The sequence below is a fragment of the Variovorax pasteuri genome (assembly GCF_051216435.1).
Lineage (GTDB): Bacteria > Pseudomonadota > Gammaproteobacteria > Burkholderiales > Burkholderiaceae_C > Variovorax.
The window spans coordinates 1,382,676-1,395,481 of sequence record NZ_JBPJZS010000001.1; the positions used below are offsets into that span (position 1 = coordinate 1,382,676).

13 protein-coding genes are annotated in these 12,806 nt (G+C 69.7%); 11 read left to right on the forward strand and 2 right to left on the reverse strand.

What is annotated here, in order from left to right:
• Genes bluB through ACSFBM_RS06570 form a run of 10 tightly spaced genes read left to right on the forward strand, consistent with a single transcriptional unit; the run spans position 1 to position 9,711 of the window.
• The gene (bluB, locus tag ACSFBM_RS06525; RefSeq protein ID WP_435483631.1) at positions 1 to 681 is read left to right on the forward strand and encodes a 5,6-dimethylbenzimidazole synthase; all 681 of its coding nucleotides are present in this window, start codon (positions 1 to 3) and stop codon (positions 679 to 681) included.
• On the forward strand, positions 681 to 1,154 hold the full coding sequence (locus ACSFBM_RS06530; protein WP_435483632.1) for a MotA/TolQ/ExbB proton channel family protein: 474 nt from the start codon (positions 681 to 683) through the stop codon (positions 1,152 to 1,154). The genes bluB and ACSFBM_RS06530 overlap by 1 nt, the downstream gene beginning before the upstream one ends.
• Positions 1,151 to 1,519 (forward strand): DUF2149 domain-containing protein, encoded by a 369-nt coding sequence (locus ACSFBM_RS06535; RefSeq protein ID WP_435483633.1) that lies wholly within the window; start codon positions 1,151 to 1,153, stop codon positions 1,517 to 1,519. Before ACSFBM_RS06530 ends, ACSFBM_RS06535 begins: the two co-directional genes overlap by 4 nt.
• Positions 1,516 to 5,520, forward strand: a complete 4,005-nt coding sequence (gene cobN / locus ACSFBM_RS06540) for a cobaltochelatase subunit CobN (protein WP_435483634.1) — start codon at positions 1,516 to 1,518, stop codon at positions 5,518 to 5,520. Before ACSFBM_RS06535 ends, cobN begins: the two co-directional genes overlap by 4 nt.
• Positions 5,521 to 5,541: 21 nt before the next feature.
• Complete coding sequence (gene cbiB, locus ACSFBM_RS06545; RefSeq protein ID WP_435483635.1) at positions 5,542 to 6,516, forward strand: adenosylcobinamide-phosphate synthase CbiB; 975 nt, start codon at positions 5,542 to 5,544, stop codon at positions 6,514 to 6,516.
• Complete coding sequence (locus ACSFBM_RS06550; protein WP_435483636.1) at positions 6,513 to 7,517, forward strand: aminotransferase class I/II-fold pyridoxal phosphate-dependent enzyme; 1,005 nt, start codon at positions 6,513 to 6,515, stop codon at positions 7,515 to 7,517. Before cbiB ends, ACSFBM_RS06550 begins: the two co-directional genes overlap by 4 nt.
• A 19-nt stretch (positions 7,518 to 7,536) precedes the next feature.
• Positions 7,537 to 7,890, forward strand: coding sequence for a CidA/LrgA family protein (locus ACSFBM_RS06555; RefSeq protein ID WP_435483637.1), 354 nt, complete (start codon positions 7,537 to 7,539; stop codon positions 7,888 to 7,890).
• Positions 7,887 to 8,615 (forward strand): LrgB family protein, encoded by a 729-nt coding sequence (locus ACSFBM_RS06560; RefSeq protein ID WP_435483638.1) that lies wholly within the window; start codon positions 7,887 to 7,889, stop codon positions 8,613 to 8,615. The genes ACSFBM_RS06555 and ACSFBM_RS06560 overlap by 4 nt, the downstream gene beginning before the upstream one ends.
• 56 nt (positions 8,616 to 8,671) lie before the next feature.
• Positions 8,672 to 9,223 carry a GNAT family N-acetyltransferase gene (locus ACSFBM_RS06565; RefSeq protein ID WP_435483639.1) on the forward strand — a complete coding sequence of 184 codons (552 nt, stop codon included), beginning with the start codon at positions 8,672 to 8,674 and terminating at the stop codon, positions 9,221 to 9,223.
• A gap of 23 nt (positions 9,224 to 9,246) precedes the next feature.
• The gene (locus ACSFBM_RS06570) at positions 9,247 to 9,711 is read left to right on the forward strand and encodes an OsmC family protein (RefSeq protein WP_435483640.1); all 465 of its coding nucleotides are present in this window, start codon (positions 9,247 to 9,249) and stop codon (positions 9,709 to 9,711) included.
• A 30-nt stretch (positions 9,712 to 9,741) separates the two neighbouring features.
• Here the strand turns inward: ACSFBM_RS06570 and ACSFBM_RS06575 are convergent, their stop codons facing one another.
• The gene (locus ACSFBM_RS06575; protein WP_435483641.1) at positions 9,742 to 10,509 is read right to left on the reverse strand and encodes a flagellar brake protein; all 768 of its coding nucleotides are present in this window, start codon (positions 10,507 to 10,509) and stop codon (positions 9,742 to 9,744) included.
• A 181-nt stretch (positions 10,510 to 10,690) separates the two neighbouring features.
• A complete protein-coding gene (locus ACSFBM_RS06580) occupies positions 10,691 to 11,605 on the reverse strand; it encodes a LysR family transcriptional regulator (protein ID WP_435483642.1) in 915 nt (304 codons plus the stop codon).
• 182 nt (positions 11,606 to 11,787) lie between these two features.
• On the opposite strand from ACSFBM_RS06580, the gene ACSFBM_RS06585 reads away from it, so the two are divergent.
• Positions 11,788 to 12,684, forward strand: a complete 897-nt coding sequence (locus ACSFBM_RS06585) for an alpha/beta hydrolase (protein ID WP_435483643.1) — start codon at positions 11,788 to 11,790, stop codon at positions 12,682 to 12,684.
• Positions 12,685 to 12,806: the final 122 nt, after the last annotated feature.

Here is a 12,806-nt window from a genome sequence, read left to right on the forward strand (position 1 = left end):
ATGGCGCACGCGTTCGAGGCGCACGAGGCGGCGGCTGTCTACCGCGCGATCCACGAGCGGCGCGACATGCGCCACTTCGCGGGCGGGCAGGTCGCGCCCGAGGTGCTGCGCCGGCTGCTCGACGCGGCGCACCACGCGCCCAGCGTCGGCTTCATGCAGCCGTGGCGCTTCATTCGCATTCGCGGGCAGGCGCTGCGCCAGCAACTGCACCGTGTCGTCGAACACGAGCGCGTGCTCACGGCCCGTGCGCTGGGCGAGCGTGAAGACGAATTCATGTGCCTCAAGGTGCAGGGCCTGCTCGACGCGGCCGAGCTGCTGGCGGTGACGCTGGCCGACGGGCGCGAGAAGCATGTGTTCGGCCGCCGCACGCTGCCGCAGATGGACCTGGCCTCCGCTTCCTGCGCCATCCAGAACCTGTGGCTCGCGGCGCGTGCTGAAGGCCTGGGCATGGGATGGGTGTCGCTGTTCGACCCGGCCGAGGTGTCGGTGCTGCTCGGCCTGCCGGAAGGGGCGGAGGCCATCGCCTTGCTGTGCCTGGGGCCGGTGGAGAACTTCTACGACGAACCCATGCTGCAGCGCGAGCGCTGGGCCCGGCGTGCGCCGCTCGCGTCGCTGGTGTTCGACGAAGGCTGGGGCCGGCCTTCGGACCTGTTCGATCGTTCTCTCGGGGAACCCGCCTGATGCTTGCCTTCGACACCGTTCTCTTCGAACTTGCGCGCCTGTTCCTCTGGCCCGTGACGCTGGGCGTGCTGCTGTCCTTCGTGTACGCCGTGTACTGCCTGGGCGCCTTCGGCATCGAGTACCTGCAGCGCCGCCGCGACCCGTCGCGCGTGCTGGCACTGCGGCACCATGCCGATGCCAGCCAGGAGCAGATGGAGCTGGTGGTGCTCAAGCAGCTCGAAGGCGTGCGCCTGTGCAGCCGCGTGGCGCCGATGCTGGGGCTGATCGCCACCATGATCCCGATGGGCCCGGCGCTGGTGGCCGTGGCCTCGGGCGAATCGCAGGGCGTGGCGCAGAGCCTGGCGCCCGCGTTCGCCGCCGTGATCGTGGCGCTGGCGTCGGCCTCGATCACCTTCGTGGTCTACACCGTGCGGCGCCGCTGGCTCATGCGCGAACTGGTGAGCGTGCTGGACGCGCGGGACCGGTTGTCATGACCCGCCGGCAGTTTTCGATATTGAGCAGCCTGGACACCGACGACGACGACCCGGTGCTCTCGACCATCAACCTGATCGACGTGTTCATGGTGGTCATCGGCATGCTGATGATCGCGGTCATCAACAACCCGATGAACCCCTTCGCGCAGGACAAGGTGACGGTCATCCGCAACGAGGGCCAGCCGAACATGGAGATCATCACGCGCGAGGGGCAGAAGATCACGCGCTTCAAGGCCAGCGGCGCGACGGGGCAGGGCGACGGCGAGAAGGCCGGCACCGCCTGGCGGCTGAAGGACGGCACGATGGTCTATGTGCCGGCGGATGCCGAGCCTTCGGGTGCGGTGCCGGCGCAGGGCGGGAAGTGACGACGCGGTTCTTCTTCTGGTTGCTCCTGGCTGGACTGGGGTTCCTGGTGCCGGCCCAGGCCCAGCAGGTTTCTTCGCGGATCGTGGTGTTGAGCACCTCGCTGGTGTCGCCGGCGCGCGTGGTGCGGCTGCAGGCCGCGGCGCGCGAAGCGGGTGTGCCGCTGCAGGTGATATCGGCCGCAACGGATTCGCCCGAAGCGCTGGCAGGCGTGCTCGACGGTGCGCGCCTGCTGGTGATCGACGCGCCGCACCTCAGCGTGGCGCAGGCCGCCGCGGCGCGCTTCGGCGACACGGTCTCGCGCAGCGCCACGCCCTATGTGTTGATCGGCGAGTTCGCGCTGGTCGCGAAAGGCCAGACTTCCGTTGCTGCGCCGCTGGCGGCCGAGCGTGGCGTCGATGCCGCGTGGGCGCAAAGGTTGCGCGAGTACTGGCGCTTTTCCGGTTCCGCCAATCTTGACGCGGCCATGAAGGCCCTCATGCAGCCCGGCAACCTTGCGGGACTGCCGACGCCTGTGCCGCTGCCATTGGCCGGCCTGTACCACCCGGGCTGGCCGCGCATCGCGACAGACATCGCCGCCATCGACAAACTCCCCGGAACCGGCACGGTCGCCATCGCGATCAACGGCGCCACCGTCACCGGCGACGACACAGGATGGCTCGACACGCTGATCGCCGCGCTGGAACAGCGCGGCCTTCGCGCCTATGCCTTCTACGGCCCGCGCCAGCAGAAGGACCTGTTTTTTCGCATGACGCACACCGGTGAACGGCGCGTGGCCGACGTGATCGTCAACGCCTCGCTGGTGTTCAGCCCGAACGAGCGCAAGGCCGAGCTGGAGCGCATCGGCGTGCCGGTGCTGCAGACGCTGCCCTCGCTGGCCATGGACGCCGCGCAATGGGCGCAAAGCAAGGACGGCCTTTCGCAGACCGACATTGCCGCGTACTACAGCCCGAGCGAACTGGCCGGCATGACCGACCCGATGCTGGTGACCGCCCGCGATGCCACGGCCGGCAACCTGCAGCCGCTGCCCGCGCAGATCGACGCCGTGGCCGGCAAGGCCGCCGCCTTGCTGCGCCTGCAGCGCACCCCGGCCGCGGAGCGGCGCGTGGCGATGCTGGTCTACAACTACCCGCCGGGCGAGGCGAACTTCGGCGCGTCTTTCCTCAACGTGCCGCGCAGCGTGAACAACATGCTCGCGGCGATGCAGTCGGCAGGCTACCGCACCGAACTGCCGGGCACCGACGCGCTCATTGCGCAGGTGCAGGCGACGATGAAGGCCTACTACCCCGCGGGGCAGGGCGATGCCTTGCAGCCGCTGCTGGGCAGCGGCCTGGCCGATGCGCTGCCGCTGTCGCGCTACCTCGCATGGTTCCGCGCGCTGCCTGCCGACACGCAGCGCCGCATCGAAACCTACTGGGGCCCGCCCGAGAAGTCGACGATGCTGCGAAACGTCGCGGGCGAGCCGGCCTTCGTGATTCCGCGCGTGCAGTTCGGCAACGTGGTGGTGCTGCGCCAGCCGCCGCGCTTCGAGCCCGGCACGCCGGTGGCGGACAAGGCGCAGCAGGTGTATCACCGCTCCGCCGTTCCGCTGAGCCACAGCTACCTGGCCACCTACCTCTGGCTGCGCACGCAGTTCGGCGCCAGCGCGGTGGTGCACGTGGGCACGCACGGTACGCTCGAGTGGTCGGCGGGCAAGGAGCGCGGGCTGTCGGTGCAGGACGACCCCTTGCTCGCGCTCGGCGACCTGCCCAACGTGTACCCGTACATCATGGACAACCTCGGCGAGGCCACCACCGCCAAGCGGCGCGGCCGCGCGACCATGGTGAGCCATTCGACGCCGATGTTCGCACCGGCGGGTTTTCGCCCCGGGGTGCAGGACATGCACGAGCGCATGCACGACTGGGAGACGCTGTCGCCCGGCCCGGTGAAGACCGCGATGGAAAGGCAACTGGCGGTGGCGTTCGTCGAACAGCACTACGACCGCGACCTGAAATGGACACCCGCGCAGATTCGCACGGACTTCGCGGGTTTCATCGCCGTGCTGCACCCGTACCTCGACGAGCTCGCGCAGACCGCGCAGCCGCTGGGCCTTGCCACCTTCGGGCAGGCGCCGAGCGCCGAACGCCGGCGCATGACGATCCTGCAGATCGTCGGCAAGCCCTTGGTGGAGGCGCTGGGCGAGGACGTCGACGAGGCCTTCCTGATCGACGCGAAGAGCGTCGCCGGCTCCAAGCCCGCGCGCTGGGTGGCACTGGCGCTCACCGACGCACAGGCGGCCAGCGACATGGGCAGGACCCCCGCCGAAAAGAAGCGTCTCCAGGCATTGGCGGAGCGTGCGCGCCAGCTCGACGACGTGCTCGCGCACAACGAAGAAATCGAAGGCCTGCTGACCGCACTCGACGGGCGTTACCTGAAGTCGAGCTACGGCGGCGATCCGGTGCGCAACCCCGACAGCCTGCCCACCGGGCGCAACCTCTACGGTTTCGACCCGAGCCGCGTGCCGACGCGCGCGGCCTGGGACACGGGCGTGGCCGCGATGGACGCCTGGATCGCCGAACACGCGAAGACCCACGCCGGCAAGGCACCCGAGAAGATCGCCTTCACGCTGTGGGCCGGCGAGGCCTCGCGCCACCAGGGCGTGCTGGAAAGCCAGGCCCTCTACGCCATGGGCGTGAAGCCGCGCTGGGACGAGGGCGGGCGCATGACGGGCATCGAGGTCATGCCCGCGCCGGTGTTAAAGCGGCCACGCATCGACGTGCTGCTGAGCGTCACCGGCTCCTACCGCGACCAGTTCCCCAACGTGATGCGCTGGCTCGACGAAGCCGTGCAGCAGGTGGCGGCCGTGCGCGAGCCCGGCAACGCCGTGGCGCGGCACAGCGAGGCACTGGCGCGCAAGCTGCGCGCGGAAGGCGCGTCGGCACAGGAGGCGCAGCGCTGGTCGACGGCGCGCGTGTTCTCGAACGAGCAGGGCAGCTACGGCGCGGGGCTCGAAGAAGTCGCGCTCGCAAGCGACGTGTGGGAGCGCCAGCAACGCGGCGGCGGCGATGCGCAGATGGCGCAGCTCTACATGGACCGCATGGGCCACGCCTACGGCCAGGGCCTGGACGGCGCGGCGCGGCCCGGCGCCTATGCGGGCAACCTGGTGCAGGTCGATGCGGCGCTGATGGCGCGCAGCTCCAACCTGTACGGCGTGCTGACCAACGACGACCCGTTCCAGTACCTGGGCGGCATCGCGCAGGCCGTGCGCCAGCTCACGGGCAAGGACCCGGCGCTGTACGTGCAGAACCTGCGCGACGGCGCCGCGGTGCGCACCGACACGGCCGCGGGCGCCATCGCGCGCGAGATGCAGACCCGCTACCTGCATCCGCAGTGGATCGAGGCGCAGAAGGCCGAGGGCTACAGCGGCACGCTGCAGGTGCTGAAGACCGCGCAGTTCCTCTGGGGCTGGCAGGTCACCGCGCCGGCCACCGTGCGGCAGGACCAGTGGCAGTCGCTGCACGACGTGTATGTGCGCGACAGGTACAAGCTGGGCACGCGCGAATGGCTCGAAGGGGACAACCGCGCCGCCTTCGCGCAGACGCTGGAGCGCATGCTCGACGCGGTGCGGCTGAACTACTGGAAGCCCGATGCCGCCACGCGGCGCGAGCTGGCGCAGGCCTATGCGGAGGCCGCGCGCGCGACCGGGCTGCGCGAGCCCAATGCGGGCGTGCAGCGCTTCGTGCAGGCGGCGCTGGCGCCCGCGGCACCGGCACAAGCGCAGGCGCAGGCGCAGCCGCGCCCTCCGGTCGAGCCCGTGGTCGCGGTGGCGTCCGCGCCCGCGGCCGAGCCGGCGCCGGACACCACGCAGCCCGTCAGCGGCCTCAAGCTCGAGCCCACGCCGGCTGACACCCCGGCGCCGCCAGCCGAAACCGTCGTCCTTCGGCTCTGGGTCGCATTCGGTGCCGCATTGCTCGTCGCATTCGGCGCGCTGATGCAATGGCGCCGGGGCCGGGCGCCGGCCTGATTCGCGAGAATGGCGGGTCTCATGCCCCACCCGAATCCTGAATACGCCCTTGCCGTGGCCGCCGCGCTGTGGATCGCGCTGGTTGTCGACCGCTGGCTGGGCGAGCCGCCCGCGGCGCTGCACCCGGTCGTGTGGATGGGCAACTACCTCGGGTGGATCGGCTCGCGCGTCGCGCCGCGCATGCACCTGTCGAAGCCAGCCGACCTGCCGATGTTCTTCATCGGTGCATTGACGTGGTGTGTCGGTGCGGCGTGCGTCTGGGGCGTCGCCATGGCCTTGCAGACGCTCGTCACGCAGTGGCTGCCCCTGTGGGCCGTGCCGCTGCTGCTCGGCCTGCTGCTCAAGCCGCTGTTCGCCTGGCGCATGCTGCGCGACGAAGTGCTGGCGGTCGAGGCCGCATTGGCCGTGTCGCTCGATGCCGGGCGCCAGCAACTGGCACGGCTGGTGAGCCGCGACGTCTCGCGGCTCAGCGAGCGCGAAGTGCGCGAAAGCGCCATCGAGTCGCTGGCCGAAAACCTCAACGATTCGCTGGTGGCCCCGGTGTTCTGGTTCGTGCTGCTCGGCCTGCCGGGCGCGGCGCTCTACCGCTTCGCCAACACGGCCGACGCGATGTGGGGCTACCGCGGCGAGCGCAACGGCCGCGACTGGACCTGGCTCGGCAAATGGGCCGCGCGCGCGGACGACGTGCTGTCGTGGGTGCCGGCGCGCATCACGGTGCTGCTGCTGGCGCTCGCTGCGTGGCGCTGGCCCGCGGGGCTGTCGCAGGAGGCACGCCGCACCCCGTCGCCCAACAGCGGCTGGCCGATGGCGGCGATGGCGCTGCTGCTCGGCGTGCGGCTGGCCAAGCCGGGCGTGTATGCGCTGAATGCCGAGGGGCGTGCGCCTTCTGCGGCCGACATGCAGCGCACCGCGCAGCTGGGCGAGCGAGCGGCCCTGGCGCTGTGCCTGTTCGCGTCGCTGGCGATCCTGGCGACCACGGGCTGGAGGTGGGCATGAGCGCGGCGCTGCATGGCGGCCCCGATGCCTCCGGCGCGGCACCGCACGACTTCTCGACCAACGGCAACGCGGTAGGGCCTTGCCCGGCAGCACTGGAGGCACTGCGCACCGCCGATGCCGCGCACTACCCGGACCCGCACTACACGGCGCTGCGCGACAAGCTCGCGGCCTTTCATGGCGTGCCGGCCCGGCGCGTTGTCGTTGCAGCCAGCGCGAGCGAATTCATCCACCGCATCAGCGCGGCCGTGACGCAGCAGGGCGGCCGCACGGTGTGGTTGCCGGCGCACAGCTATGGCGACTACGAGCGCGCGGCGCGGGCCTGGGGGCTGCAGGTGCTGCTTGCACCGCAGGCGGCTGCCGACGCCGCGCTGCGCTGGTGCTGCGAGCCGTCGAGCCCGCTGGGCCAGCCGCAGGCCGACCTGCCGCAGCATGCCGCCGGCGCCCAGGGTGTCTGCGTCCTCGACCTGGCCTACGAGCCGCTGCGCCTGCAGGGAACGCCGTCGCTCGGTGATGCGCAGCGCAACCGCGTCTGGCAGATGTGGACGCCCAACAAGGCCATGGGCCTGACCGGCGTTCGCGCGGCCTATGCCGTCGCGCCCGACGATGCGGATGCCGATCTGTTGCGGCGCGTCGAATGCCTGGCCCCGTCCTGGCCGCTGGGCACGCACGGCGTCGCGTTGCTCGACGCCTGGGTCGGCGGCGACGCGCAGCGCTGGCTCGCGCAAAGCCTGCAGACCTTGCGCGCGTGGAAGGCGCAGCAACGCGTGCTCTGCGAATCGCTGGGCTGGCATTGCCTGCCCGGTGAGGCGAACTTTTTCTGCGCGCGCACCGACCGCCCTTACCCCCAGCTGGCCGGCGCCTTGCGCACGGAGGGCATCAAGCTGCGCGACTGTGCCTCCTTCGGCCTGCCGGGCCATGTGCGCCTGGGCGTGCTGCCGCCGGCGAGCCAGGATGCCCTGAAAGAGGGATGGACACGCGCGGCCGCCTGCGCCGACCATTGAAAGCCGACCCGTACAGACCATGCTCTACGCCATCACCACGCTCTTTCTCTGCCAACTCGCGGGCGAACTGCTCGTGCAGTGGCTCGGCCTGCCCATTCCCGGTCCACTGATCGGCATGGTGCTGCTGTTCATCGGCCTGCTGGTGCGCCGTGGCGTGCCGCAGGCGCTGACCGACACCTCGGGCCACCTGCTGCGCAACCTGATGCTGTTGTTCATCCCGGCGGTGGCCGGCGTGATGCTGCATTTCGAGCGGGTGGGGCGTGAATGGCTGCCTTTCCTTGCCGCGGGCATCGTCGGGGCGGCCTTCACCATGACGGTGACCGCGCTCACGTTCCGCTGGATGATCCGCGTCACCGGAAAGGACGCCGAATGACCGGGCCCGCCAAACTCTCCGAGATCTGGGTCTTCCTCGCGCAGTCGCCGCTGCTGTGGCTGTCGCTCACGCTGCTGGCCTACCTGGGCGCGCTGTGGCTGCACACGCGCAGCGGGCGCAACCCGGTGGTCAACCCGGTGCTGATCTCGGTGGTGGTCATCGTCGGCGTGCTGCTGCTCACGCGCACGCCTTACGACACGTATTTCGAAGGCGCGAAGTTCGTGCACTTCCTCATCGGCCCGGCCACCGTGGCGCTGGCCGTGCCGCTGTACAGCCAGGTCGGCCGGCTGCGGCGGCTGTGGCTGCCCATCGGCGTGGCGCTGCTGGTGGGCTCGGTCGCGGCCATCGTGTCGGCCATCGGCATTGCATGGGTGCTGGGCGGCTCGCACGAGCTGATGATGTCGCTCGCGCCCAAGTCGGCCACCATGCCCATCGCCATGGGCGTGGCCGAGAAGATCGGCGGGCTGCCCTCGCTGGCGGCCGTGGCCGCGGCGGTGGCCGGCATCTCGGGCGCGATCATGGCCACCGGGCTGTTGAACCTGCTGCGCATCAGGGAGCCCGCGGTGCGCGGCTTTGCGGTCGGCATGGCGGCGCACGGCATCGGCACGGCGCGCGCCATCCAGGTGAACGAGACGGCGGGCGCGTTCTCCGCGCTGGCCATGGGGCTGAACGGCATCGCCACGGCGCTGCTGGTGCCGCTGATCGTCAAGCTGATGGGAGCCTGAAAGGGGAAGAACGCGTGCCGCTGTACTGGTCCCGTCCAATCACCGATCCGCGCCCGATGGAGCTCGTCTGGCCCGCCAGGCCCTATCTGGGCGGCTATGTGTCGGCCCTGAACCGTGGCTGGGCGCGCGACGAATCGCGTCCCGAATCGGGCCCTGAAGAGCGCGCCGCCATCGAGGCCGATGCTGCGGCGTTTCTTGCGAGCCTGGTCGACCGCGAGGCCCTCGGCGCGCCCATTACCCTGCCCGACGGCACGCAGGTGCCGCGGCTGCCGGGCTACAAGTGCTGGATGTGGGACGGCGAGTTCTGCGGCAGCATCGACCTGCGCTGGCAGCCCGGCACCATCGCCTTGCCGGCCTACTGCCTGGGCCACATCGGCTACAACGTCGTGCCGTGGAAGCAGCGCAAGGGCTACGCGACGCGCGCGCTCCGCGCGATGCTGATGCTGGCGGCCGGCGAAGGGCTGAGCCGTGTCGAGATCACCACCAGCCCGGGCAACGTGGCGTCGCAGAAGGTGATCGAGGCCAACGGCGGCGTGCTGGCCGAGACCTTCATCACGCTGCCCAGCCAGGGCAGCCTGACCAAGTACCGCTACTTCATCTACCTCTGAATCCCCGAGCAAGGAGCAGGACCATGGTCCACTACACCGCGGAAATTCTCTGGGAGCGGGGCGAGCAGGACTTCCTCGCCAACACCTACAGCCGCAGGCATTCGCTGCGCTTCGACGGCGGTGCGGAGGTGCCGGGCTCTTCGTCGCCGCAGGTGGTGCCGCTGCCGATGTCGGATGCCTCGGCCGTGGACCCGGAAGAGATGTTCGTCGCCTCGCTGTCGAACTGCCACATGCTGTGGTTCCTCACGATGGCCGTGAAGCGCAAGTTCGTGGTCGACCGCTACTTCGACGCGGCCAGCGGTGTGATGGAGAAGAACGCCCAGGGGAAGATGGCGATGACGGTGGTCACGCTGCGCCCGCAGGTGAGGTTCTCGGGCGCCAACCTGCCCACGCCCGAGCAGGTCGAGCAGATGCACCACCGCGCGCACGACGAATGCTTCATCGCCAATTCAGTGAAGACCGAGGTGCGCTGCGAGCCGGTGTTCTGAGATGCGCACGGTAGGCCGGTGCGCAGGGCGTCAGCGCACCAACGCGTTGCGCTTCATTTCGAGCTGCGTGATGAGTTTCTGCAGCCGGCCTTCGACGTTGCCCGGCAACGCCATGAAACGGAAGCCCAGCTGATAGCGCAGCTTTCCGTTCGGCAGCGTGGTGTGGCGCCTGGACACGAGTTCGAGGTCGATCGAGAGCTTGCCGAGCGTGCCCAGGGACAGTTCGCAGTTGCGTAGGAAGGTGCCGATCGACAGGTTCGTGATGCGCTCGTCCATGGTGCGCATGCCGACGCCGCCGAGCGACAGGTCGTTCACGTCGAAGCGAAACGCATCGCCCTTGGGCCAGCGGCCCGTGCAGGTGAATGCATCGAGCGGCGTGTCGACGCGGAAGTACTCCCGGCGCTGCAGGTAGAACAAGACCTCGGGAAAGTCGGCCTCGAACGCGGGCCGCCCTTCGAAGCGGGTCTCGCGCGGCGAGGCCGTGGCGAATTCGATGCGCACGCCGTCCGGCTGGGCGCTGAACTGGCAGCGCGGCGCCGTCAGCAGGCCCTGGCTCTGCTCGGACGACGCACCCCAGTCGAAGGTGAAGGTGCGCGCGGGCACGTCCACGTCCAGCAGCTGCGTCACGAGTTGGCCGCTGGCGTGCTGCACGGTGAGAAAGTCGCCGCTGTTGACGAGGTTGCGCAGCCGGGCGCCGATCTCCAGCGGGTTGCGGCGGCCGAATTCGTCGGTGCTTTCGTCTGGCGCGGTGTGCGGCTGGGCGGGCGCGTCGGCTTGGCCGTTCGACTGGTTTTCCATGGGCTTGCGGTTCAGTAGGTTCTTGCGGGCGCGGTCTTCGTCGACGCCGCGGCACGCGCGTTCAACCGGAACGTGCGACGCCGTCCGGTGTCCAGCAGGTCTGGCTCACTATCAATAGCGGCAGCGTCCGGCCAAAGTTTAGGGGTCGGACATGAAATATTTGCGGGACCGGCCCGAACGCTCAGCGCCGCTGCAGCCGCGGATTCTTCGCGAACAGCTCGGCGGCCCAGTCCACGAAGGCCCGCACCTTGGCGCTCAGGTGGCGGTTGGGCGGGTAGACCACGTGGATCGGCAGCGGGTCGCGCTCCCAGTCGGGCAGCACCTCGACCAGCTCGCCGCTTTCCACCAGCGGCTCGGCCATGAAGGTGATGACCTGCGAAATGCCGAAGCCGCCCACCACCGCCGTGATGTGCGCGTTGCTCTCGTTCACCGACACGCGGTAGTGCCCGTTGAGCTCGATGTGCTCGTCGCCCTTCTTGAACTCGTGCGGGTACACGCGGCGCGTGGTGCCCGAGAAATAGCTCACCACCACGTGGCGCTTCTCGATGTCGTTCGGGTGCTGCGGCATCCCGTAGCGCTTGATGTACGCGGGGGAGGCCACGGTCATGAAGTGCAGCGTGCCGATGCGCCGCGCCACCAGCGACTGGTCGCTGAGTTCGCCCGCGCGGATCACGCAGTCGACGTTGTCGCTGATCAGGTCGACGGTGCGGTCGCTCACGCCCAGGTCGACCTGGATGTCGGGGTAGCGGTCGCAGAAGCTGGCCAGGTGGGGCAGGATGATCAGCCTGGCCACCGAGGTGCCGATGTCAACGCGCAGCCGCCCCGTGGGGTTGGCCTGCGCATTCGTCATGCTGGCTTCCATGTCGTCGAAGTCGTTGAGCAGGCGCGCGGCGCGCTCGTAGTAGGCCGCGCCGTCGGGCGTGACCGTCACGCGGCGTGTGGTGCGGTTGAGCAACTTCACGCGCAGGCGCAGTTCCAGCGCCTGAATCTGCTTGGTGACCGTGCCCTTGGGCAGGGCGAGCGAGTCCGCCGCACGGGTGAAAGTGCCCGCTTCCACGACGCGGACGAAGATCCTCATGGCCTGGATTTGATCCATCGAATGCCTGTTCTGGGTGCCCGGCCCACACCGGGGGAGGCGGATTCTTACACAGCAAGGGCATTTCCCTAGTGACCATCCGATTGTTAGCGGATTGGAAACAGAGTAAGGGCATGAACCCTGTTTAACGTCACAGCCCGCGCCTTATATTTCATCCATCGCCCAATTCCCCGAGGTCGCCCATGTCACCCGCTCCATCGTCCCTTTCTGCCGAAGCTGCCGCCCGCGCCGCGGTGCAAGGTGTGGAAGCCGATCTTTCGATCGAGCTGCCCGGCCGCGAGGCGGTCCGTGCCCGCGTGTACGGCCAGCGCGCCAAGGCAGACGTGGCGCCGCTGGTGCTGCACTTCCATGGCGGCACCTTCGTGTGCGGCAACCTGGACAACGGGCGCAACGTGGCCCGGCTGCTGGCCGGCGCGGGGGCGGTGGTGGTGTCGGTGGCTTATCCGCTGGCGCCCGAATCGCCGTTCCCGGAACCCATCGAGGTGGGCTACGCCGCCCTCGAATGGCTCTACAAGCAACGCACCAAGCTCGGTGGCAAGGGCACGCAGGTGTACCTGGCCGGCGAGGAAGCCGGCGGCAACCTGGCCGCCGCGGTGGCGCTGATTGCCCGTGACCGGGCCCATCCGCCGATCGCCGGGCAGATTCTGCTGTCGCCCATGCTGGACCCGTGCGCCGGCACCGCCTCGCTGCGCAAGGCCACCAACGATGCGGCCGAGTGCCGCTGGGCCAGCGGCTGGGAAAAGTACCTGAGCTGCCCCTCGAACGCGACGCACCCCTATGCGGTGCCCAGCGGTTCGCTGCGGCTGGCCGCGCTGGCACCGGCCCTGGTGCTGGTGGGCGCGGACGACGCAATGCACGACGAGGCGATGGCCTTCGCCAACCGCCTGCGAGGCGCCGGCATCGAGGTGACGAGCAGCGTGCTGCCCAGCGCCTCGAACTGGCCCAAGGCGCTCTACGACACCGAGAACACGGGTTGCGTGGCCTGCGAGGCCACGGTGCAGCGGCACTTCCGTGAGTTCTTCAGCGCCACCACGCCACCGACCGTGCCTTCGGGCGCGGCGACCAACCACCCCAGTTAGCACCCAGCCCGCCCCGGCTGCCTGATCGACACGCTGCCAGCGCGGCAGCGTGCGAGGGCCCTTTTTTTCCTGAATTTCGCCTCCTGGTGCCGAAAAGCGCCGGGCTGGCCTGTCGCATCCCA